We start from the raw sequence: 26229 nt of genomic DNA, 5'->3' as shown, positions 1-26229 counted from the left end.
GCTGGTCGCCGAACAACAGCACCGGCTGGGTGCGGCCCCGGATTCGCGCATACTCCACGTCGCCGCACCGGGATTCGATGTGGCGGTCTGGGAGATCGTGTTCGCGGTGTGTTCGGGGGCCCAGCTGGTGATCAGCCCACCCGATGTGTTCGCCGGACCCGAACTCGAGAACGTCATCGCCCGGCATCGGGTCACGCACACGATCATGACGCCCACCGCGCTCGCCACCCTCGATCCCGCAGCGGTGCCCGAACTCTCGGTCGTGATGGTGGCGGGTGAGGCCTGCCCGCCGGAGCTGGTCGCCAAATGGGACTCGGCGGGTCGCCCCCTGCTGAATCTGTACGGCCCCAGCGAGACCACCATCTGGGCCACCGCCTCCGCGCCCCTACGGCCGGCGGAGCCGGTCACGATCGGCGGACCGATCTCCGGAGTCGGCGTCAAAATCCTCGACGGGGGCCTGCGCCCGGTTCCGGACGGTGTCCTGGGTGAGCTGTATCTGTCCGGACGGGCGCTCGGGCGCGGCTATCACGGTCGTCCCGGATTGACGGCAGCCCGGTTCGTCGCCGATCCGTTCGACGTCGGGGGCCGGATGTATCGCACCGGCGACCTCGTCACGAGGACGCCGTCCGGTGACATCGTCTATCACGGCCGCAACGACTTCCAGATCAAGATCCGCGGGATGCGGGTCGAACCCGGTGAGGTCGACGGGGTTCTCGCGAGCCATCCCGACGTGGAGAGCGCGGTCACCGTCGGCACATCGACGCCGGCGGGGGAGACGGTCCTGGTGTCGTACGTGACCGCTCCGGCCGATCGAATGCCGGCACCCGAGCACATCCTCGACCACGCTGCCGCCCGTCTGCCCGCACACCTCGTGCCGCACACCGTGGTGGTGCTCGACGAGCTGCCGATGACCCGCACAGGCAAGGTCGACCGCCGCGCTCTGCCCGCGGTGGAGATCTCGCCCGCACGTGAGTACGTCGCGCCCCGCAGCCGGCTCGAAGGCGTCGTGGCCCAGATCTTCGCCGACGTGCTCGGGGTGCGACAGGTCAGCGTCCACGACGGGTTCTTCGAACTCGGCGGCAGCTCGCTGTCGGCGACCAAGGTCGCCTATCGCGTCGAACAGCACATCGGACGCCGCGTACCGATGTCGCTGCTCTTCGAGAATCCCACCGTGGCGGATTTCGTGGCCGCGGTGGCGACGGCCGACCAGGCGGTGGCCGGGCGCATGCTGACACCGCGCGAACGCACCCACGTCGTCGACCTCACCGGGGTCCAACGCGGGCTGTGGTCCATCAACCAGACCGATCCGACGTCACCCGCGTACAACGTCGGCCTGACCCTGGAACTCGACGGCCGATTGGACGTCCCCGCCCTCACCGGCGCTGTGGGCGATCTCGTCGCCCGCCACGAGTCGCTGCGGACCCGCTATCCGCTGCACGACGGTGCGCCGGTACAACTGATCATCCCCGCCGCGGATGCCGTGCACGCGTTGCGGATTCCGCTGGTCGATCTCGCCGGGGACCGGCTCGAGACCACCTCCGGGGACCGGGTGGCCGCCGAGGTCGCCGGGGTCGTCGACGCCGGTTTCGATCTGACCGGACCGCCGGCCGTCCGTGCGACGATCCTGCGACTGAGCGCCGACCGACACGTGCTGGTGTTCGTCGTGCACCACATCAACGCCGACGGTGGATCGCTCGGCCCGCTCGCTCGGGACCTCGCCGAGTTCTACGCCGCCCGGATCGCGGGCAAGCCAGGACCGCGCAGTGCCGCCGGGCAGCGAGTGCAGTTCGCGGACTACGCGATCTGGCATGCTGAGCGCCTCCAGACCACCCGACCCGACGGAGTCACCGAACGACAGCGTCAACTCGAGTACTGGGGACGGCGTCTCGACCGGGTGGGGGAGCCGGCGACGATCCCGACCGACCGTCCGCGGCCCGTCGAGCCGCGTCACCTCGGTGGCGTCGTCGATCTCCACATCCCGTCGTCGACCGCGACGATGATCCGACAGATGGCGCGGGTGGGTAACACGACCCAGTTCGCCGTCCTGCATGCGGCGCTCGCCGTCCTGATCGGACGACTGGCGGGCAGCGACGACATCGTCATCGGCACGCCGTTCGCCGGCCGGGACGATCCCGCCCTGACCGACATGGTGGGAATGCTCGCCACCACGGTGCCACTGCGTACGCAGCTGCGCCTCGACGAGCCGTTCGCGGACCTGTTGCGACGCGTACACACCGACGATTTCGCCGACCTGGGGCACACCGACGTGTCCTTCGACGAGATCGTCGATCACCTCGCCCGCGCCGACCGCGGGTCGGTCCGTCGCGGACGCCGCAATCCGCTGTTCTCGGTGATGATCGCCTACCAGAACCTCGAATTCCCGGACGTCGAACTCGACGGCCTGCACGTCCGCCCGCGGCTGCCCTCGTCGTTCCCCGCCAAGGTCGATCTCGAGGTCATGCTCTACCCGGGTGACCCCGACGGCGTCGACCGGAACGGGGCCCTGGGCGGGCAGATCGCCTTCGACACCGATCTGTTCGACCCCGACACCGTGGCCTTGTTCGCCGATCGGTACCGAAACCTGCTGGCCGACATCGTGACACGGCCGGACACCGCGGTCGGGGATCTCGCGCTCTGGGAGGAGGGGACCGCCGCGGACCACCGGGGAACCGAGGACGCGCGGCCGCTGCACGAGATCGTGTCGGCGGTCGCGGCGGTCGCGCCCGACACCGTCATCGGCGTCGCGGGGGCGCCGACGGTGACCTTCGCCGACCTCGAGGCGACGGCTGTCGCGATGTCGATCTCGGTTCCCGACGACGATCCGGCGGAGGCGCTGACCATCGCCGTGGCAACTCTTCTCGCCGATGCCGACCGGTCCATCGACGACGTCTTCAAGAGTGTACGAACCGCCGCCGAGGCCGTGTTGCATCTCGACACCGATTCCGGAACGGGTGCGGTCCCGCGAAATCGTGTGGGACCCGCGTGACGTCGGACGCCTCGATTCCCCGCGCCTCGACGGTGCCCGCCCCATCGTCGCCGCACCGCCCCTCGGCGCTACGGTCACTCGCGCTCGCCGCCACCCACGCGGGCGACGACCAGGCCATGACCGGTGCGGCGGGGCCGGTGTCCTTCCGCGCCCTCCATCGGCGGGTGTCGGCGTCGGCCATCACCCTGGCCGAGCGCGGCGTCGCGTCCGACGCCGCGCTGCGTGCGACGGTGACGGCGTTGATGCCGCGCGCAGGGCTGAGTGGGTCGCAGCTCGCTGCGGCTGCCACCGAGATCGTCGACGAACTCGATCGGCGCTTCGCCGAGGTCCTCGGCGCCGGCGACCGCGAGTCGCTGCCGGGACTCTTCCGGATCGCCGCGCGCCGCCGTGCCGACGCCGTCGCCCTCACCGACCTCGACGGCGCGTCGCTCACCTACCGTGACCTCGACGGGCGATCGGAACAGATGGCCCACGCCCTCGTTGCCCGCGGCGCGGGACCGGAGACCCTCGTCGGCGTCGCGCTGCCGCGGTCGGTCGACCTCGTCGTGGTGTTGCTGGCGGTCCTCAAGACCGGCGCCGCCTATCTGCCCCTCGATCGCACCCATCCGGTCGCGCGCCTGACCGGCATCGTCGAGGACGCGTCACCTGTCGTCGTCCTGGCCGAGGCCGAGACCGTCGAGGCCTGGGCCGAGATGGACGTGCCGCTGTGCACTCCGCAGGACTTGACGGCGCAGTACGAGATCGCCGCCGACGGCACGCCGCCCCCGCCGCTGCCGGAACACGTGGGCGCGCATACGAGCGCCTACGTGATGTACACCTCCGGGTCCACCGGGCGACCCAAGGGTGTCGTCGTCACCCACGACAACGTGGTGGCGCTGCTGACGGCACTCGACGCCGTCGTGGAGAGCACGCCCGACGACGTGTGGTCGCTGTTCCACTCCTACGCATTCGACGTGTCGGTGGGTGAGATCTGGGCTGCCCTGCGCGCGGGCGGGCGCCTGCTCGTGCTCGATCACGCGACCACACGCGCCCCCGACGACGTGGTCGAGGCCTTCGACCGGCACGGGGTGACGATCGTCAACTTCACCCCGTCGTCGTTCTATCAGTTCGCCGCGGCCGTCCGGCCGCCCCACGGCCGCCGGTTGCCCGACTCCGTTCGGCGAGTGCACTTCTCGGGAGAGCTGCTCGACTACGAGCAGGTCCGGAAGTGGCAGTCGGACCGGGAGACAGACGGGTCGGCGACCCGTTCGGGCGCCGACGTCGCGGGTCCGCAACTCAACAACATGTACGGTCCGACCGAGACGACCGTCTACATGACCCGCCGCGAACTGACGCGCGCCTTCGTCGACGAGGCGACCGCCTCCGACATCGGGACCCCACTGCTCGGTTCGCGTGTACACGTGCTCGACGGCCGGCTCGCATGCGTGCCCGACGGGGTGCCCGGTGAACTGTACGTCTCGGGTGCGCAGGTCACCCGCGGGTTCCTGAACCGGCACGGTCAGACGTCCACCCGGTACGTGGCCGACCCGTTCGGACCGCCGGGCAGCCGGATGTATCGCACCGGCGACGTCGGGGTGTCCCGCAACGGGTCCATCGAATTCGTGGGACGACGCGATGGCCAGGTGAAGCTCCGCGGCTTCCGCATCGAGCTCGGCGAGGTGGAGTCGGCGATGTCGGGGCTCGACGGTGTCGACGCCGCGGGAGCGGACATCCGCACCCTCGGCGACACCGAGCATCTCGTCGGCTACCTCGTCGCCACCGACGGGGTCGGTGATCCGGTCGCCACCGACGGGGTCGGACTGGCGGAGAACGAGATTCGCGCACTCCTGGCGACCGCGGTGCCCGACTACATGGTGCCGACGCGATACGTCTGGCTCCCGCGGCTCCCGCTCACCGTGAACGGCAAGCTCGATCGCGGCGCCCTGCCCGACCCGGTGGTGTCCGGGAACTCGCCGGCGGTCGCCGAACCGCCCGCCACCGCCACCGAGACGGCGCTGGCCGCGATCGTCGCCGAGATCCTGGGTGTCGGCGACGTCGGGGTCACCACGTCGCTGTTCGATCTCGGCGGCAACTCGCTCACCGTGACGAGGGTGGCTGCCCGGGCAGCCGAGCGATTCGACACCACCGTCTCCGCGCGTGCCGTGTTCGCCGACCCCACCGTTCGAGGTCTGGCATCGATCATCGACGGGCAGGACGGCGGGGACCCCGATCGGACGGGCGTCCCCGCGCGGCATGTGCCCCTGCGCCGGGTCGACCGCGACGGCGTGCTGCCGTTGTCGCCCGCGCAGCGTCGCATCTGGTTCCTGGAGACGCTCGACCCGGGCGGCGCCGGCTATCTGATCCCGGCGGTCCTCCGCCTGAGCGCCGCGCCGACGCCGAGTCGCGACGGCGGTCACCGGGCCCCGGACCCGGCGGTCGTCGCTGCCGCACTCGCGGATCTGCTTGCGCGCCACGAGGTCCTGCGCACGCGATTCGTGTCGGTGGACGGTGTTCCCGAACAGGTGATCGCCCCGGTCGGCGACCCCCGGCACGACGTTCGGGTGGCGCCCCCGATCGACATGCGCGACGCGGACGAGGCCGACGTCTCGGCCACCATCGCCGAGATCACCACTCGTGGTTTCGATCTCGAGGCCGCCGCGCCGGTCCGGGCGCGTCTGCTCCGCGTCGCCGACGACGACGTGATCCTGGTCCTGGTGGTGCACCACATCATCAGCGACGGCGGTTCGGTCGCGCCGATGGTCACCGACTTCATGACCGCCTACGAAGCGCGTCAGGCCGGCCGGGAACCCGGCTGGGCACCGCTGCCGGTCCACTACGTCGACTACGCGGTGTGGCAGCACGACAAGCTCGGGGACGCCGCCGATCCCACGTCCCTCGCCGCACGCCAGCTCGACTATTGGCGGACCCGCCTCGCGGGTGCACCGGAACTCGTCGAACTCCCGGTGGACCGACCGCGTGCCCCGGTCCGCGACGACACCGGGGCCGAACTGTCCTCGGTGTTCGACGCGGCCACCTGGAACGCGTTGCGAGAGCTCGCCGGACGACACGGGGCGACGATGTTCATGGTCGTCCACGCACTGCTCGCGGTCACTCTAGTCAGGTCCGGCGCGGACGACGACGTGGTCATCGGGACTCCGGTGGCCGGGCGGGGCGAGCGCGATCTGGACGCACTGATCGGGATGTTCGTCAACACGCTGGCGTTGCGAAGCCGGGTGCGTCGCGACGCCGCTTTCGTCGATCTCCTGGACGACATCCGCGACATCGACGTGGCCGCACTCGATCACGCCGATCTCCCGTTCGAGACCGTGGTCGACGAGGTCGTCGCAGGACGCAACACCGCACATCCACCCCTTGTCCAGGTTGCTCTCGCGTTCCAGAACGCCTCGCGACCCGAGGTCGAGTTGCCAGGTCTCGTCGTCGCCGAGATCGAGGCCCCGGTCACCACGGCCAAGGTCGACCTGCAGGTCACCGTCCTCGATGAGCCGGGCCGCCCCGCCGACGCCGACACCCGCGTGATCGTGACCTACGCCGCCGCGTTGTTCGACGCCGACACCGTGGACGCGTTCCTTCGTCGAATGGTCGCCATCGCGCGAGCGGTCGCGGGCGACCCACATACACCGGTCGGCGACCTGCCCACCGGCGACGACGACTCGGGCTCGGTGGTCGCGTCCCCGGGAATCGCGTCGTCGAGGACGACCTTGGCCGACCTGCTGGACGCGGCGATCTCCGCCAACCCCGACGGCATCGCGGTCACCGAGAACGGGCGGCATCTGACCTACGCCGAGCTCGACGTCCGGACCCGACGGCTGGCCGGTGTGCTCGGTGCCCGCGGTGCCGGGCCGGGGTCCGTCATCGCCTTGGCCATCCCGAGATCGCTCGAGGGCACGGTGGGGTTCTGGGCCGTCGCACGCACGGGCGCTGCCGTGGCCCCCGTCGACCCCGCCCTGCCGGGCGAGCGTCTGCGACACATGCTGGACACCGTCGACGCACGTCTCGGGGTCACCTCGACCGCTCTGGTCGCCGGACTGGAGCCGTCGTCGCCCGCAGTGGAGTGGGTCGTCGCCGACCACCACACTTGTGACGACGTGACCGGGAGCGGCGAGACCGGCGTCGAGACGGCCGCCCGACACCCGCGAACCGATGAGATCGCCTACGTCATCTTCACCTCCGGGTCGACGGGACGGCCGAAAGGGGTCGAGGTCACGCACCGTGGGCTGGCCGACCTGGTCGCCGACGCCCGCGTCAGATTCGACCTCACGCCCGCGGCCCGCGTACTCCGCTTCGCCGCACCGGGTTTCGACGCCGCTGTCTTCGAGACACTGGTCGCGGTGGCAGCCGCGTCGACGATGGTGGTGGTACCGGACGGGGTGACCGGCGGCGTCGAGCTCGCGGCGACCCTGCGCCGGGAACGCGTCACGCACGCGACGATCACCCCGACCGCACTGGCCACCGTGTCCGATGCGCTCTCCGAACCGGTGTCGGATGGGCTCTCCGAGCCGGGATCCGACGATCCGGGATCGGGCACGCGCGCGGCGGGATTCCCCGATCTCGAGGTCATCTCCGTCGCCGGTGACGTCTGTTCGCCGGAACTGGTCCGGACCTGGTCACCCGGACGCTCGATGCGAAACCTCTATGGCCCCACCGAGGCCACCATCTGGGCCACCTCGTCGGGGCCGATGCGTCCGGATTCGGCGGTCACCATCGGCGGTCCGATCGCCGGGATCACCGCCGCGGTGCTCGACCAGCGACTTCATCCCGTCCCGGCCGGCGTGGCCGGCGAGCTGTATCTGGCCGGTCCCGCGCTCGCGGCCGGCTACGTCGGCCAAGCGGCGCTGACCGCCGAACGGTTCGTCGCCGCCCCGTTCCCGACCACCGCGTCCGGCGCGCCGGGGGAGCGCATGTACCGCACCGGGGACATCGTCCGGTGGCGCCGACGGAACGGTCGGTGGTCACTGGACTTCTTGGGCCGCAACGACTTCCAGGTCAAGATCCGTGGGTTCCGGATCGAGCTCGGCGAGATCGACGCCGTCCTCGGGGAGCATCACGCGGTGGACTTCTCGACGACCGCCGGCATCGAGCACCCGACATCGGGCGAGACGGTCCTGGTGTCCTGGGTGCACGGCGTCGCCGGTGTGGCACCCGACACCGACGACGTGGCTGCCCACGCGGCCCGTCGACTACCCGCCCACATGATGCCCGCCGTCATCGTGCCGATCGGCGAGATCCCGCTGACGGCCACCGGAAAGCTCGACACCGGGGCGCTGCCCACGCCGCGTTTCGGCGGCGACGTCCACGTCCCGCCGGAGACGGAGACCGAGCAGACGGTCGCGGCCGTCTACGCCCAGGTGCTGGGACTCGACCCCGCGGAAGAGGTGTCGGCCGAGGCGTCCTTCTTCGCACTCGGAGGCACGTCGCTGTCGGCGACCCGGGTCGTGGCACGCCTGGGTGTCGCTCTCGGCGTGGAGATCCCGGTGCGCGCGCTGTTCGAGACCCCGACCGTGCGCGCGCTGGCCGCTGCCGTCGACGCCGGCACACACGGCCGCGGCGGCGACCTGCCGGCACTCGAGGCGGTCCGCAGGCCCGACCCGGTGCCCCTGTCGTACGCGCAGCGCCGGATGTGGTTCCTCAACCAGTTCGATCCGGACTCGACCGCCTACGTGATCCCGATCGTGGTCCGCGTGCGCGGCGACCTCGACGTGCCCGCGATGCGCTCGACGATCCTCGACGTAGTCGACCGGCACGAGGTGCTGCGCACGATCTACCCGACGGTGGCATCCGACGATGCGGTCGCCGCCGGAGCCATCTCGGGCGGTGTCGAACCCGTGACGCACGTACCCACCGACTGGGCGGAGCGGATCACGGTCGGCCACACCGAGATCACCCCCCGGGCCGTCGCATCCTCCGACGAGGTCGTCCACCAGGAGATCCACGAACTGGTGGCCGCCACGTTCGATGTGACGACCGACCTGCCGGTGCGCGCTCGCATCGTGTCCGTGTCGGCGACCGAACACGTACTGGTCATCGTGCTGCACCACATCGCCGCCGACGGCGAGTCGGCGCCGGTGCTCGCGACGGAGATCGCCCGGGCCTATCGGTCCCGGCGATCGGGCCGGGCGCCGGACTGGCCCGCCCTGCCGTTCCAGTACGCGGATTACGCCGTGTGGCAACGACGTCGGCTCGGCGACGCCGCGGACCCCGAATCCCTGATGGCACGACAGCTGCGGTTCTGGGGTGAGCGGCTGACCGGCCTACCCGACGTCATCCCGCTGCCGACCGACCGTCCCCGCCCCGCCGTATCCGACGGACGGGCGGCCACGGTGCGGTGGACGTTGCCGTCGGCGGCCGTCGCGCGACTGCGCCGGCGCGCCGCGGCGCGCCGCGCCACCCTGTTCATGGTCGCGCACACGGCCACCGCCGCAGTGCTCGCGCGTCTGACGTCGACCGCCCGGATCGCGGTGGCCACACCCGTCGCCGGCCGCGGCCGCCAGGAGATCGACCAGCTCATCGGCATGTTCGTCAACACCGTCGTCCTGTCGGTCGACGTCGAGCCGCATCTCACCGTCGGCGCACTGCTCGAGCGTGTCAAGAACGCCGACCTCGCGGCGTTCGACAACGCCGACGTCCCGTTCGAGCGCGTGATCGACGCGGCGAACCCGCGACGCATCGAGAACGTGGAGCCGCTCGCGCAGGTCCTGCTCGTGCACGCCACGACCGGCGAACCGTCGCTCGGCGCACTCGACGGTCTCGACGCCGAATTCGTCGAACTCGAGGACACCGCGGCCAAGTTCGACCTCTCCATCGGCTTCCGCGAGACCGCCGACGGCGGGCTGGCCGGCTCGATCACCTATGCCACCGCGCTGTTCGACCAGGCGACCGCGGAGATGATCTCCTCGGCGTTGTCCTCGGCACTCACCGCACTCGCCGCCGACACCGATCTCCCGGTCGCCGACATCCCGATTCTCACGACGGCCGAAGCGGCCGCCCAACAACAACTCTCGGTCGGCCGAGTGGTGCGGTTGGCAGACCTCACGGTGCCGGGCGCGATCGCGGCCGCCGACCACGTCCGAACTCCGGAGGCGGTCGCGGTGCGCTGTGGCGAGCGCACGCTCACCCACCGCGAGTTCGGCGCGCGGGTGGCCACGCTCGCGCGGGATCTCATCGATCTGGGGATCGGCCCCGAGGACTGCGTCGCGGTGTGCATGCCACGGTCGGTCGAACTGGTCGTCGCGATCCACGCGGTCCTCGCCGCAGGCGGACAGTACATGCCGGTGGCACCCGACGCCCCGACCGACCGCACCCGGTACATGGTCGACACGTCGCACGCGACGATCGCGCTGGTCTGCGACGACCGGGCGCCGGCGGCACACGTGGTCGACCGCACCGTCGTGGTGGACGCCGGAAGCCCCGTCGACCTCGACACGGCCCCGGTCGCCGACGCCGAACGCCGGTCGACGCTACGACCCGAGCACGCGGCCTACACCATCTTCACCTCGGGCTCGACCGGCCGGCCGAAGGGCGTCACGGTGAGCCACCGCGCAGTTGTGAACCGGTTGCGGTGGGGCGTGGACGAATTCGGGATCGGGCCGGACGACTCGATCCTGCTGAAGACGCCCGTCACCTTCGACGTGTCGGTTCCCGAACTGCTGACCCCGCAGCTGACCGGCGCCCGGCTGGTCGTCGCGCCCGACGACGCACATCTCGATCCGCGCTCGATGGCCCGTCTCATCGACGCCGAACAGATCACCACGGTCCACTTCGTCCCGTCACTGCTCGCGGTCTTCGTCGATGAGATCCGGGACGCCGCGCACCCACTCCTGCCGAGCCTTCGCCACCTCTACTGTTCCGGTGAGGCGTTGCCGCCGGCGACCCTGCGTGCGGCGCGCGCGGTGCTCCCACATGTTCGCGTCACGAACCTGTTCGGTCCCACCGAAACCGCCGTCGAGGTCACCGCGGCGACCCCGAACCTCGACGCCGACATGGTGCCGATCGGGCGACCGGTGTGGAACACCCAGACGTTCGTCCTCGACCGACGGCTGCGTCCGGTGCCCGCCGGCGTGACCGGCGAGTTGTATCTGGGAGGTGTCCAGCTCGCGCGCGGGTATGCCGACCGCACCGATCTCACCGCCGAACGCTTCGTCGCCGATCCCGCGGGCGGCGGTGCCCGGCTCTACCGCACCGGCGACCTCGTCCGACGCAACCGCGTCGGAGACCTGGAGTATCTCGGGCGCAGCGACTTCCAGGTCAAACTACGCGGTCAGCGGATCGAGCTCGGCGAGATCGAGGCGGTCCTCGCCGAGGTCGACGGCGTCCGGCAGGCCGTGGTCACCGTCGCGAGCGCCCCGGGTGGGTCGGATCATCTGGTGGGCTACCTCATCGGACCGGACACCAGCGGAACGGGTGGGGCCGACTCCGTCGCGCGCGCACGGGAGGCGGTGACCGCGTCGCTGCCGGCATACATGCGGCCGACTCTGTGGGTCCCGCTGACCGAGGCGCCGCTGGGCAGTACCGGCAAGTTGGACCGCAAGGCGCTGCCCGCGCCGCGATTCGACCCGTTGTCGGCAGCCGAGGACTCCGATGCCGCTCCCGTCGGTGAGTCGGAGCAGACGGTTGCCGCGATCGTCGCCTCGGTGCTGGGGCTCGAGGACATACCGATGACCCGTTCGTTCTTCGAACTCGGCGGGGACTCGATCGCATCCATCCGGCTCACGTCGGTGCTGCGCGCCGCGGGACTGCACCTCACACCACGCGATGTGTTCGCGGCGTCGACGATCCGTGATCTCGCGCGCGTCGCACGGACGGAGTCGATCGCCGGGCTCGACGAATTGCCCGGCGGCGCAGTCGGTCCGGTCGGAATGACCCCAGGTCTGGGGTGGATGCTCGAACTGGCCGACGAACCGGACGAGCTCGCGGACTTCTCGCAGAGCACTGTGCTCACACTCCCCGCCGAGGCCGACGATGCGGCGGTGCGGGCGGTGGTGACCGCCGTCGCCGCGGCCCACCCGATGCTCACCGCGTCGTTGCGGATCGATGCCGGTGGTGCGCCGAGCGTCCTGGCAGGCGGCGGCGACCCGGGGGACGTCGCGGTGGAGATCATCGACCGTTCCGACATCCCCGGGACGGCGACCTCGGCACCCGCGGTGGACGACTCCGTCCGGGCGGCCCACGCGCGAGCTCTCGGAACGTTGTCGCCCGCCGACGGGCGCCTGCTCGCCGCAGTCGGTGTCCGCTTCGCCGACGGCACCGGCCGACTGGTCGTCGCGGCCCACCATCTCGGCGTCGACGCCGTGTCGTGGCCGACCATCGTGACGGGTCTGGGCCGCGCGTGGTGGCAGTACCGCAACGGGGAGTCGCCGGCCCTCACCGCATCGGGTACCTCGTTCCGGCGCTGGTCGGGCGTGCTGGCCGAACTCGTCGACCGGGCCGCGGAGATCGACTGGTGGTCAGCACAGTTGCCCCTCGCGTCGCCGCCGGAGTGGACTGTCGACCGCGTCCGGGACCGCCTGGCCACCACGGTCTCGGTGACCCGTACCGTCGAGCCCGTTCTCGCCGAGCGGGTGCTGGGCACGGTCACCGAGTCGTTCCGCGCGCGCCCGGACACGGTGCTGGCGGCCGCCGTCGCGCTCGCGGTCCGGGGTCCGGAGTCGGCGTCGGGTCCGGTGTCGATGATGATCGAGAACCACGGCCGCGAAGAGGGCATCGCACCCGGTGCCGACCTGACGGAGACGGTCGGGTGGTTCACCTCCTTCGTCCCGGTGAGTGTCGATGTCCCGGGGACAGCGTGGACCGGAGGTGTGCCCGGCCCGGTCGGGAACGCCGAGGACGTCACTCCGGGACGTCGTCTGGCAACGATGGTGAAGGCGCTCAAGGACACACAGGCCCGCATGCCGGACAACGGCATCGCGTTCGGACCGCTGCGCTGGTCACGTCCCGACTCGCCGCTTCGGGCGCGGCCCCTCCCACCGATCACGGTGAACTACCTGGGCCTTCTGGGTCATGGCGCCGGGAGCGAAGCGAGCGGGCCGAATAATCGTGCGAACCTCGATGAAACCCAGACGACCGCAACGGAATTCGTTCCGGTCCCCGACGCGCCGTCTCTTCCGCCGTCGGTGCGGGGCGAGATGTCGGCGCTGGCCGCGCTCACCGTGACGGTCGCAGCGGCGGCGACCGCACACGGTCGCGAGTTGCGGGTGGACCTCACCGCGCCCGAAGGTCTGCTCGACGAGTCGGCACTGGCCGGCATCGCGGATCGATGGGCGACGGCCCTGTCGTCGCTCGCGGCGTATGTGGACGCCGTGGGCGATCCGGGGCCCAGTGAGACCGACGTGATCGGCGGACTCGATCAGGCGGAGATCGACCACGTGCTCGCCGCGCGGTCGGCGACACCACGTACGCGCGACCCGTACGCGATCTGGCCCCCGACCCCGCTGCAGCACGGGCTGTTCTACGAGGCGGAGCGACTCGTGGGCTCCGACCCCTATGTGACGCAGTCGATCATCGAGTTCGACGGCAATCATCCCGTCGACACGATTCTGCCGGCGATCCGCGAACTGCTTGTCCGGCAACGCGTCCTGCGTTCCGGGTTCACCCGGACGCCGTCCGGCCGGTTGGTGGTGGTCGTGCCGCCGACCGACCATCCCGCGGTCACCGAACCGGACTTCCGCGGCGCCGATCTGACCGATGTGAGCGTGGCCGACGCTGCGGCGCGGATCGCGGAGATCGCCGCCGAGGACCTGCGCCGCCCGTTCGCACTGGACACCCCGCCGTTGCTCCGGTTCTCGGCGGTGTCCCACGACACGGTGACCGGCCCGGCTCTCACGCTGGTGATCACGGCCCACCACATCATCCTGGACGGCTGGTCGGGTCCGGTCCTCGTCGCCGACCTGCTCGCGGCACATCTCGGCCGGCCCGCGATCACCCCCGCCCGCGACTTCGAGTCCTACCTCGCATGGCTCGAGAGTCGCGACCGGACGACCGCGCTGGACGCGTGGCGCGAGCATCTCGCCGACGTCGGCCCGACGCTGGTCTGTCCACAGGTGCACCCCCGCGGTGATCGCGAACCCCGCCGCCACGAGGTGACCGTCCGGGTCACGGCGGACCGGCGGACGGCACTGGAACGGACGGTGCGCCGGCTGGGCACGACGACGAGCACGGTGCTGCACGCGGCGTGGTCGATCGTGCTGTCCCGCTTCACCGGCGAGGAGCGAGTCGTCTTCGGTGAGACGGTGTCGGGGCGGCCCGCCGACCTCGACGGTGCCGACAGCATGATCGGCCTGTTCATCAACACGGTGCCGGTGGTCGCCGACGTCGACCCGCGTCAGACGCTGGCCGGGCTCATCGGTGAACTGCACCGCGCCCGGGCGCGGATGCTGGACCACCAGTTCGTCGGGCTCGGGGACATCACCGCGGTCACCGGACACTCGCGGCTCTTCGACACCCTCGTGGTCTTCGAGTCGTATCCCGTGGACGTGGACACGGTGGTGGAGGGGTCGCGGACCTCGGGTCTGGAGATCCGCGACGTGAGCACGACTGATGCCACGCATTATCCGTTGGCACTCATCGCCGCGCCGGAGGGGGACGACCTCTGTCTCACGGTCAAGGCCGATCTGGCCGTCGTCGGTGACGGGATCGCCGAGGTGATCGCGGCCACGCTGACGGATGTCCTGGACGCGGTGACCGATGATCCGGCGCTGCCGACCGCCGCGCTCGATCCGATGCCGGCCGCCATGCGTTCGACGGTCGAGGGTTGGTCGCGTGGTGTTGGGGTGGGGTTGGGGTGGTCGGGTCGTTCGGTGGGGTCGGTGGTTGCTGAGCGGGTGGGGTTGTCGGTGGGTGCGGTGGCGGTGCGGGTGGGTGAGCGGGTGGTGTCGTATGGGGAGTTCGGTGGGTTGGTGGGGGGTGTGGCGCGGGAGTTGTCGGGGTTGGGTGTGGGTGTGGATTCGGCTGTGGGTGTGGTGATGTCGCGGTCGTTGGAGTTGTTGGTGGCGGTGCATGCGGTGGTGGCTGTGGGTGGTCGGTATGTGCCGGTGGAGGTGGATGCGCCTGCGGAGCGGGTGGGGTTCATGTTGTCGACGGCTGGTGTGGGTGTGGTGGTGGTGCGGGCGGGTGATGTGGCTTCTGGTGGTGTTGGTGGGGTGTCGGGTGTGCGGCGTGTGGTGGTGGATTGTGGTGAGGGGGTGGGTCTTTCGGTTGATGGTGTGGTGGTTGGTGGGGTGTCGGGTGTGGTGGGGGCTGGGTTGTTGGGTGGGGTGGTGTCGGGTGTGGGGGAGGTGCCTGGTGGTGCGGGTGTGTACACGTTGTTCACGTCTGGGTCGACGGGGCGGCCGAAGGGTGTGACGGTGTCGCAGGCTGCGGTGGTGAATCGGTTGGGGTGGATGCAGTCGTTGTTCGGGTTGGAGCAGCGGGATGTGGTGTTGTGGAAGACGCCGGTGTCGTTTGATGTGTCGGTGTGGGAGTTGTTTTGGCCGTTGATGGTTGGTGCTTCGGTGGTGGTGGCTGAGCCTGGTGGTCATCGGGATCCGTGGTATGTGGCGTCGGTGGTGGAGCGGTGTGGTGTGTCGGTGTGTCATTTTGTGCCGTCGATGTTGTCGGTGTTTGTGGAGGCGTTGGGGGAGTCGGCGCAGCAGCAGGGTTCGGTGGGGTTGGGGTCGTTGCGTCAGGTGTTTTGTTCGGGTGAGGCGTTGGGTGTGGGTGCGGTGGAGGGGTTGCGGGGGTTGGTGCCGTCGGTGCGGGTGGTGAATTTGTATGGGCCGACTGAGGCTGCGGTGGATGTGACGTCGTATGTGGTCTCGGGTGGTGAGGTGGTGGTGCCGATTGGTCGGGCGGTGCCGAATGTGTCGGTGTGGGTGTTGGATTCGCGGTTGCGGCCGGTGCCGGTGGGTGTGGTGGGTGAGTTGTATCTGGGTGGTGTGCAGGTGGCGCGGGGGTATGCGTCGCGGGCGGGGTTGACTGCGGAGCGGTTTGTGGCGGATCCGTTTGGTGGGGTGGGTGTGCGGTTGTATCGGACGGGTGATCGGGTGCGGTGGAGTGGTGTGGGGGAGTTGGAGTATGTGGGTCGTGTTGATTTTCAGGTGAAGTTGCGGGGGCAGCGGATCGAGTTGGGGGAGATCGAAACCGTCCTCGCAGGTGCCGACGACGTCGTCGCCGCGGCGGTCGTGGTGCGCGACGACCGGCTGGTCGCCTACATCGCTGGTCCGGACGAGTCCGCGGTTCCCGGGGTACGCGAGCATGCGGCCCGGCGACTCGCGTCGTACATGGTGCCCGACACCGTCGTCGTGCTGGATACGTTGCCGTTGAACACCGCGGGCAAGGTCGACCGCAAGGCGCTGCCCGCCCCGGACGTCGTCTCCGACGCGCGGGTCGAACCCGACACCGACACCGAAGTGGCGATTGCCGGTGTCTTCGCCGACGTGCTCGGACTGTCGGGCTCGGAGTCGATCTCGGTGACCGACACCTTCTTCGACCTCGGCGGCAACTCGCTGGCCGCCACTCGGCTGGCGGCACGCGTCTCCCGGATGCTCGGCGTCACGGTGCGGGTCCGGGACGTCTTCGACGCCCCGACGGTTCGCGACCTCGCGCGCCGAGTCGACGCTCCCGGCTCCGGTACTGCGACACCGGGTCTGCGCCGCCCGTCGGTGTCCCGTCCGTCCGACTCACCGCGTCCGTCCGTGCTGCCCCTGTCGAGTGCGCAACGCCGGATGTGGTTCATCAATCAGTACGAGCCGGAAGTCGCGTCGTACATCATCCCGTTCGCCTTCCGCATTCGCGGCCAGGTCGACGTCGAGCACCTACGTCGTGCACTCGCCGACGTGGTCGCACGCCACGAGATCCTGCGGACCACCTACCCGATCGGCCGCGACGGGCGCCCGGAACAGCTGATCCACGAGGTCGATGCGGGGTCGTCTGCATCAGACCGGGACGGATTCGACTGGGCAACTGTGGATTCTGAATCCGAAGCACTCGCCGTGGCCGCCGAACCGTACGATCTGACGCGCGACCTGCCCGTGCGTGCCCGAGCACATGTCGAGCCCGGAACGGGTGCGCTGCTGGTCATCAGCATCCACCACATCGCGGCCGACGGCGAGTCGGGTCGAGCGCTGTCACGCGACCTGCTCATCGCTTACGAGGCGCGACGCGACGGCCGGACCCCGGACTGGTTGCCGCTGCCGATCCAGTACGCCGATCACGTCGTGCGCACGGCCGGGCGCGTGGACGAGCAGGACGAGCACCGGCAGTGGTGGGTCCGGCAGCTCACCGGTGCGCCGGTTCTTCTCGATGTGCCCACCACATATCCTCGTCCGGCCACGCCGACCATGCGAGGTGCCGCGGTCGAGTTCGTCATCCCGGGACGAGTTGCGCAAGGCGTGGACGCACTCGCACGGCACTGCGACGCGTCCGCATTCATGGTGCTGCACGCGGCACTGGCCGCGGTACTGGGCCGGCTGGCGGGGACCCGGGACGTCGTCATCGGGACCGCCGCGGCGGGCCGGGACGGCGACACCGACGACCTGATCGGCATGTTCGTCAACACCGTTGCGTTGCGGACCCCGATCGTGCCCGCACAGGCATTCGCCGACCTTCTGCGGGTGGTGCGCGAGGTCGATCTCGACGCCCTCGATCATGCCGACGTGCCGTTCGACGACGTCGTCGACGAACTCGGCGTGGTCCGCGCTGCGTCTCACGCACCGCTGGTCCAGGTTCTGCTCACCACCTCCGAACTCGCCGTTCCCGTCACACCCGACGGTCGATTCGCCGGACTCGAGATCGAACCCGTTTCGGTCGAGGACAATTCGGCGAAACTGGACCTCACCCTGGGTGTCCTCACCGACCCGGCGCAGGGGGCTCCCTGGCGCGGTTCACTCACCTACGCGACGGACCTCTACGACGAATCCGACGCCCGCCGGCTCGTCGATCGCTTCGTCGGCGTGCTGGCGGCCGCGGTCGGCGACGGCACGTGCCCGGTCGGTGACCTCAACGTGCTGACCGGGGACGAGGAGATGGTCCCCCTCGTGTCCGGCATTCCCGATCCCGATCCGACGCTCCTCGCCGACCTGCTCATCGGCGCGACGCGGACGCGTCCGGCCCACCCGGCCGTCGTCGATGGCGAGGAGATCTGGAGCTACGCCGAACTCGACACGGCGAGTTCGCATCTCGCGTATGACCTGGTCGAGCGCGGCATCGGCCCGGAGGACGTGGTGGCGTGCGCGTTTCCGCGGTCGGCGACCGCGCAACTCGCGTTGTGGGCCGTGGCCAAGACCGGTGCGGTGTATTGCCCGATCGATCCCCGGTATCCGGCGGAACGCATCGCTCGCGTCCTCGCCGCCGCGGACGCCGCGCTGATCCTCACCGATGGGACCGTGGAGGGACTCACCGCCGACGTGGCCGCGACGTCGTCGGCGCCGTTGCTGCTCACCCCGGACCTCGTCCGCGACCTGCGACGGCGACCGGTCGTCGACCCCCCTCGTCCCCTCCGACCGATGACCGCCGATTCCGGCGCCTACATGATCTTCACCTCCGGGTCGACCGGAACTCCCAAGGGAGTGCTGGTGACGCACCGAGGACTCGCGGGCGTCGCCGCGGTGCTGCGCGACCGGCACCGGTCCGGGCCCGAGGCGCGCTGGCTGGGTATCAGCTCGCCGGCCTTCGATGCCGCCATTCTCGAGGTTCTCGGAACCTATGGCAGCGCCGCAACGCTCGTCGTCGTACCTCCCGACGTCGTCGGCGGTCGTGACCTCGCCGATTTCATCACGGCGAACAATGCCACCCATGCCTTCCTGGTGACCTCGGTGGCGGCGTCATTGCCGGACCCCGCCCGTCTGCCCATGACCGACGTACTCGTCGGCGGCGAGGCCGTCCCCGACACCGAGAAGAACCGGTGGGCCCCGCACGTGGGGTTCCACAACGGCTACGGACCGACCGAGACCACGATCATCAGCGTCACCTCGCCCCCGATCGGGACCGACGAGCCGGTCCATCTCGGCAGCCCGGTCCCCGGTGCGAGCGCGGTCGTCCTGGACGAGTGGCTGCACCCGGTACCGCCGGAGGTCGTCGGGGAGCTGTACCTCGCCGGACCCGAACTCGCGCGCGGCTATAACGCAAGGCCGGCGATGACGGCCGAGCGCTTCGTCGCCGCGCCGTTCGGTGAGCCGGGGACGCGGATGTACCGGACCGGAGATCTCGTGCGCCGGTCCCGTGACGGCGCACTGACGTACGTCGGCCGGTCCGACTTCCAGGTCAAACTGCGCGGCCAGAGGCTCGAACTCGGTGAGATCGAGTCGGTCCTGAGCGCTCACCCGGAGGTGCGGACGGCCGCGGTCGTCGGCGTCGGGAACCCGGTGGCCTCGCTGGCCGGCTATGTCGAACCGGTCGATCCCGGGGGCGGACCGGACCAGGCGCGACAGATGACCGCCGCGCTCCGGGAGCATCTGGCGGCCCACCTCCCGCCGCACATGATCCCGGCCGCGCTCGCGGTCCTCGACACCATGCCGCGCAGCCCGATCGGGAAGATCGACCGTGCGCGCCTCCCGGCCATCGAGCCGACGAGTGCCGACGCCGAGCGCGTTCCGCCCTCGACCCACACCGAGCGGGTACTCGCCGCCATCGTCGGTGACGTCCTCGGCGTCGACGAGACGGCGTCGGACGGCTCGTCCGGCACCGGGGTTTCGGTGACCGCGGATTTCTTCGCCATCGGCGGCAACTCGTTGTCGGCCACCCGCGTCAGTGCCCGCGCCGGCGACGCCTTCGGGGTCCGCGTGGGTGTGCGCGACATCTTCGAGGCGCCCACGGTCCGTCGGCTGGCGCGTCGCATCGACGCCGCCTACGACGACGCATCGCGCCCGCCGCCGTTGCGCCGGGCCGATCCGCGGCCGGCATTCATCCCGTTGTCGTATGCGCAGCAGCGCATCTGGTTCCTCAACCGGCTCGACCCGGGATCGGGTGCCTACACCATCCCGCTGCTCGCCCGTCTTCGCGGCCGACTCGATCGGGACGCCCTGCGCGACGCCGTAATCGACCTGATCGCCCGCCACGAGGTCCTGCGAACGATCTTCCCGGCGCAGGGTGGCGAGCCCCGCCAGCACATCCTGCCGGTCGACGAGGCCCGTGCCCGCCTGCGGTGGGAGACCGTCGCGGTGTCACCGGATCTCGCCGATCCGACCGCGCTCGTCGGGGACGTGACCTTCGACGTCACCACCGAACTCCCGCTGCGGGTCCGACTCGTGGCGGTCGGCCGCGATGGGATGCAACCCGACGAGCACATCCTGGTCGTCGTGCTGCATCACATCGCCGCCGACGGCGAGTCGATGCGCCCGCTCGTCGCCGACCTGTGGAGTGCGTATCTGGCACGCGCCGAAGGACGGGCGCCGGAACCCGGCGCCGGGAGCGGAGCGAGCGGGCCGAATACCATCAACGGCGCCGGGAGCGGAGCGAGCGGGCCGAATACCATCGACGACGCCGGGAGCGGAGCGAGCGGGCCGAACACCATCGCCGCGGCACCACTGATCCAGTTCGCCGATCACGCTCTGTGGCAACGGGACACGCTCGGCGACATCGACTCGGCGGAGTCCGTTCTGGGTCGCCAGGTCAGCTACTGGACGAACCGACTCGCCGGAGTTCCCGACCTGCTCCCGCTGCCGACGGACCGGCCGCGACCGCCGGTGGCGTCGCAGCGCGGGGGCCGCGTGACCGCGGACATCCCGGTTGAGCTGACCGGGCGCATCGCGGCCACGGCCCGCGCACACGGCGCCACCGAGTTCATGGTGGTCCACGCGGCACTGTCGATCATGCTGGCGCGGCTGTCGGCGACCCGCGACATCGTGATCAGCACACCGGTCGCCGGTCGCGGGCACGCGCAGCTCGACGACCTCGTCGGCATGTTCGTCAACACCGTGGTACTGCGTACCGACGTGGACCCGCGGACACCGATCGGAGAGTTTCTCGAGCGGGTGCGCGTCGACGACGTCAACGCGCTCGCGCGTGCCGACGTGCCCTTCGAGTACCTGGTGGACCGCCTGTCCCCGGTCCGGTCGGAGGCGTTCGCCCCGATCAGCCAGGTGATGCTGTCGGTCCTGCATGACCGGGAGAACCCTGACCGGGCCGACGCTGACCGGGACGGCACCACCCCGCGGGTGCCGGTCGTCAGATCCGGCGCGGTGGGGTCGGACGTACTCGTCCTCGAACCGATCGAAGCATCCACCGGCACCACCCAACTCGACCTGACAGTGGCGGTGACGATCCGTCCCGGACGCCCGTGGGCGGTGGAGATCGTCTACGCCACCGACTTGTTCGACGAACCGACCGCGCGCACCGCGATCATCCGGCTGACCAGGATCCTCGAGGCGATCGTCGGGGAAGGTGACCTTCCCGTCGGCGCGATCGACCTGACCGACGGGGCCGAGCGCGCGCGGATCGCCGGGCTGGTGGCGGGACCGGACCTGCCGGTGCCGTGGTCGACGATCACCGACGCGATCGAGGCCGCCGCGCGCCGCTCACCGGAGTCGACGGCCCTCGCGGCAGGCGAGCGGACGGTGACCTACCGCGAGTTCCTCGACCGGGTCACCCGGCTCGCCGAGACCCTGACCACCCGCGGGGTGGGGCCGGATGTGGCGGTGGGCGTGTGCATCCCGCGCTCCGTCGAACTCGTCCTGGCGATCCACGCCGTCATCATGGCGGGCGGCAGCTATGTCAGCATCGACCCGTCGACACCCACCGACCGGGTATCGGCGATGGTCGACGCGGCGTCGATCGCGATGATCCTGACGGTCGACGTCCGACCGCCCGCGCTCTCCGCACTGTCCACGCCGACGCTCGTGGTCGACGGAAGCGCGCCGCAGGCAGCGATCTCCGGTCCACGACCGGAACTGCGCCGGCCTCGTCCGAGCAACGCCCTCTACACCTTGTTCACGTCCGGATCGACGGGAACGCCCAAGGGCGTCACCGTCAGTCACGGTGCCGTACTCAACCGGCTGACGTGGATGTCGGTTCGTTCTCCGCTGCGTCCCGACGACGCGGTCATGCTCAAGACACCGGTCACCTTCGACGTGTCCGTCCCCGAGCTGTTCGAGGCGCTGATAGCCGGGGCCCGCCTGGTCATCGTCGAGGACGGTCGGCATGTCGACCCGGCCCACGTCCTCGCCGAGATCGAGCGGCACCGGGTCACGTCCGTCCACTTCGTGCCGTCGATGATGGCGGCGTTCGTCGAGTACATCGGTGACCATCCGCAGCGGCGGGAGGCACTGTCGTCGCTGCGGCGGATCAACGCCTCGGGTGAGGCCCTGCCTGCCGCCGTAGCGGAGGCGATGACCGCACTGGCACCGCAGGCCGACCTCGACAACCTCTACGGTCCGACCGAGGCAGCAGTCGAGGTGACGGCGTATCGCTTCGCTCCCGGTGATGTGCTCGTGCCGATCGGCCGGCCCAACGCGAACACCACGACGTGGGTGCTCGACGACATGCTGCGTCCGGCGCCGGTCGGGGTGGTCGGCGAGCTGTACGTCGGCGGGGACCAGCTGGCGCGCGGGTACGCGGGTCGACCCGATCTCACCGCCGAGCGCTTCGTGGCCGACCCCACCGGGGTGGTGGGAGGGCGGCTCTACCGGACCGGTGACCTGGTGCGCTGGAACGTCTCCGGCGCGCTCGAGTATCTCGGCCGGGCGGACTTCCAGGTGAAGCTGCGCGGGCAGCGAATCGAACTGGGCGAGATCGAGACCGTCCTGGCTCGCGCCGACGGTGTGACGCACGCGGCCGTCACCGTCCGGAGCGGTCCGGCGGGCGATGCGCTGGTCGGATATCTCGCCGGCAGCGTCGACCTCGACGCGATCCGTGAGCACCTCCGACAATCGTTGCCGCAGTACATGCGTCCGGCCCAGTGGGTGATCCTCGATTCGGTCCCGCTCACAGCGACCGGCAAACTCGACCGTCGAGCACTGCCCGCACCGGGCGGCGAGCTGACCGGGATGGAGCCGCCTGCCGACGCCGCCGAACGAGCGGTTGCCCTCGTCTTCGCCGAGGTGCTGGGGCTCGACGAGGTGTCGGTGACGGTGCCGTTCTTCGATCTCGGTGGCAACTCGCTGGCCGCGATGCGGGTCGTGGCCCGGATCGGCGAGCAACTCGGTGTCGACCTCGATGTCCGCGACCTCTTCCGCACCCCGACGGTCCGCGAGCTCGCGCGGATCATGATGCGACGTCGGGTGGCCGAGCATCCGCTCGTCGCGCGCCCCCGTCCGCCGCGTATCCCGTTGTCGTATGCGCAGCAACGCCTCTGGTTCATCAACCAGTTCGACGTGACCTCCCCGATGTACAACATGCCCGTCGCCTTCGACATCCGCGGGTTCCTCGATGTCGGTGCGCTGCGTGCGGCGGTCGTGGCCGTGATGACCCGACACGAACCACTGCGGACCGTCTACCCGCTGGGCGAGGACGGGGTGCCCACACAGCACATCCTCGATCCGGCGACGGCGGCGGACGCGTTGCGTTTCGATTCGGCCGGCTCGGCCGAGGAGGCGATGACGTTGTGCGCGGAGGGATTCGACGTGTCGACGCAGTTGCCGCTGCGGGTCGCGATCGCCACGTCACCACCGGAGGCGTCGAGCGGTACGCCGCCGACGCATCGGGTGGTGCTGGTCCTCCACCACATCGCCGGCGATGCGGCGTCCCTGGCGATCCTGGCCGGGGAAGTGCTCGGCGGATACCGCCACGACGCGACGATCGACGTGCCGGGGATCGCGTACGCCGATCACGCTCTCTGGCAACGCGACGTGCTCGGGGACCTCGACGATCCGACTTCGCCCATGTCCGTGCAGTACTCGTACTGGGCCGAGACGCTCGCCGGCGTCCCGGCCGCGCTGGAGATACCCGGTGACCGTCCGCGTCCGCCGGTCGCCGATCCCACCGGCGGCCGGCTGTCTCTCGAACTCGGCGAGCGACGCAGTGCGGCAGTGGCATCGACCGCACGGGCCCACGGGATGACGCCGTTCATGGTCTGTCACGCCGCGTTCGTCGCCGCACTCGCGCGCGTGGCCGACGTGGACGATGTCAGCGTCGGCGCCGCCGTGTCGGGGCGCGGCCACGCGGCCACGGCAGGGCTGATCGGGATGTTCGTCAACACGGTGGTGCTACGGACCGAACTGCGGGTCGCGGACACGGTCGGGGACCTTCTCCGTCGGGTACGCGACACCGACCTCGCGGCGTTCGCGCACGCCGACATCCCGTTCGAGACACTGGTCGAGCATCTCGCGCCGGTTCGTTCCACGGCTCACGGGCCGCTCGTCCAGGTCATGCTCAACTACGTCGCCGAGTCGTCGGGGGGGCCGGCCGTACCGGGACCCGGTCGTGGCCCGGTGATCGGTGTGGACTCCCACCCGTTGATCGTGGACGGTCTCGAAGTGGTGGCTGTCGAACCTGGGCCGCCGCCGGCGAAGGTCGATCTCACCCTCGGTCTCGCGGAGCGACCCGTCGGCGCCGGTTCCGGTGTCGAGCTGGTCGGCGAGATCGATTATGCCGCGGCGCTGTTCGACGTCGAGACGGTGACGGCAATCCGAGACGTCTTCCTGCACATGCTCGATGCCGTCACCGGTGACGTCGATGCCGTCGTCGACGAGGTCGATGTGTCCGGTGCCGGGGATGGGGTGTCGGCGATCGTCGACTCCGCCGGCCGGGCGGTGCCCCCGCGGGTGCCGGGGGAGATGTACGAGCGCGCGGAGGACGGTGCGCTGATCCCGACGGGCGTGCGGGCGCGGTGGGTCGACGCACCGGGGTCACGACGCGAGATCGTGGGGCCGATCGCGCGCCATCCCCGGATCGACGGGCGACGAGTGGATCTGGATGTGGTGGAGGAGGCGTTGGCCGCGGTGACAGGCGTGACCGCGGCGGCCGTTGTCGGTCTGCCGACCGATGACGGCGTCGAGGTGGGCGCCTGCGTCGTACTCGACCGTGACGACCTCGATGTTCCCGGGCTCCGCCGCGAACTGTCGCAGACTCTGGCAGCCCATTGCGTGCCGACGATGATCAGCATCGTCGAGAGCATTCCGCTCGGGACCGACGGCCGGCCCGACCACGGCGAGGTCGCCGCACGGATGACCGCCGACGGTGGCGTGCGGAACGGCACCGAGGACACGGCGCCGACGGGTCGTTGGGAGGTGACCGTCGCGGAAGCCATGACGGAGATCACCGGACAGGCGGTGACGAGCTCGGGCCAGGGATTCTTCGATGCGGGTGGGACGTCGCTGTCGGCGGTGCGGTTGGTGTCGCTGCTGCGTCGTCGAACCGGTGTGCCCGTCGAAGTCGCCTGGATCTTCGCCGGACCCACGCCGCGCGATCTGGGCGCGCGACTTGCCGCGTACGTCGTGCAGGAGGACCCGGGCGCCACGGACGTCCCGCGGGGCGAGGTGGTCGTTCCGCTACGTGCGGAGGGCAGCCGCGCGCCGGTCTTCTGTGTTCACCCGGCCGATGGGTTGGCGTGGCTCTTCGCCGGCTTGACCCCGTATCTCGACGATCGGCCGGTTTTCGGTCTGCAAGACCCCTTCGTCGTGGCCGGCGACACGGCCGACGCGTCGATCCGCGACCTCGCCGGACGGTATGTGGCCGAGATCCGGCGGATCGCCCCGGACGGCCCCTACCACCTCGTCGGCTGGTCCATCGGTGGGCTGATCGCCCAGGAGATGGCAGCCGAATTACGTTCGCAGGGTGCCGAAGTCGGTGTCCTCGCCCTCCTCGACAGCTATCCCGCCACCGATGACGACCTCGAGATCGACGACGAGACGGCGCATTCCGGGGTGTCCACCCAGGACGCGCCGGCCGGCGCCGCGAACGCGAGAACACCGGACGCCCGGACCACGGTCGCGGACCTGCTCGGCGGGTGGCGGGCCGTCATCGACATCGACACGGTCACCGCGGCGGACGATCCGGCCGCGATCGCCGCGGCGATCCGCGAGCGGGTCACCGGACTGGGCCTGCTCGACGGCGCTGCCTTCGATCGCATGCTGCAGCGGATGGCGACGTCGGCCGAGCGCACCGTCGACCACCGGCCGCGTGCCTACGACGGCGACGCGATGCTCGTCATCGCTGCCGCCGGTGAAGCCGACCCGGATATGACGGCCGAGCGCTGGGCACCGTTCCTCCGTGGACGGGTCACCCGCGTCGATGTCGATGCCGATCACCTCGGGATCGTCGGCAGCGATGCGCTGCGGGAGATCGGACCGCGGATCGACGCCGCGATCGCGGAGGCAGAGGCACGAGACCGCGACGCCTGA

Annotated in this window: 2 protein-coding genes (1 of these 2 running past the window's edge); both read left to right on the top strand. The window is 70.6% G+C overall.

Annotation, left to right across the window (positions count from 1 at the left end; translation table 11 throughout):
• Positions 1-2986, top strand: the final stretch of a protein-coding gene (locus tag KTR9_RS14935; RefSeq protein WP_014927055.1) for an amino acid adenylation domain-containing protein. It extends 5318 nt beyond the left edge of the window; 2986 of the gene's 8304 nt are visible here — the last part of the coding sequence; its start codon lies beyond the left edge, outside the window; it ends in the stop codon at positions 2984-2986.
• The gene (locus KTR9_RS14930; protein WP_014927054.1) at positions 2983-26229 is read left to right on the top strand and encodes a non-ribosomal peptide synthase/polyketide synthase; all 23247 of its coding nucleotides are present in this window, start codon (positions 2983-2985) and stop codon (positions 26227-26229) included. Before KTR9_RS14935 ends, KTR9_RS14930 begins: the two co-directional genes overlap by 4 nt.

The organism is Gordonia sp. KTR9, from assembly GCF_000143885.2.
GTDB lineage: Bacteria > Actinomycetota > Actinomycetes > Mycobacteriales > Mycobacteriaceae > Gordonia.
This window is presented reverse-complemented; position numbering and strand designations above follow the sequence as displayed.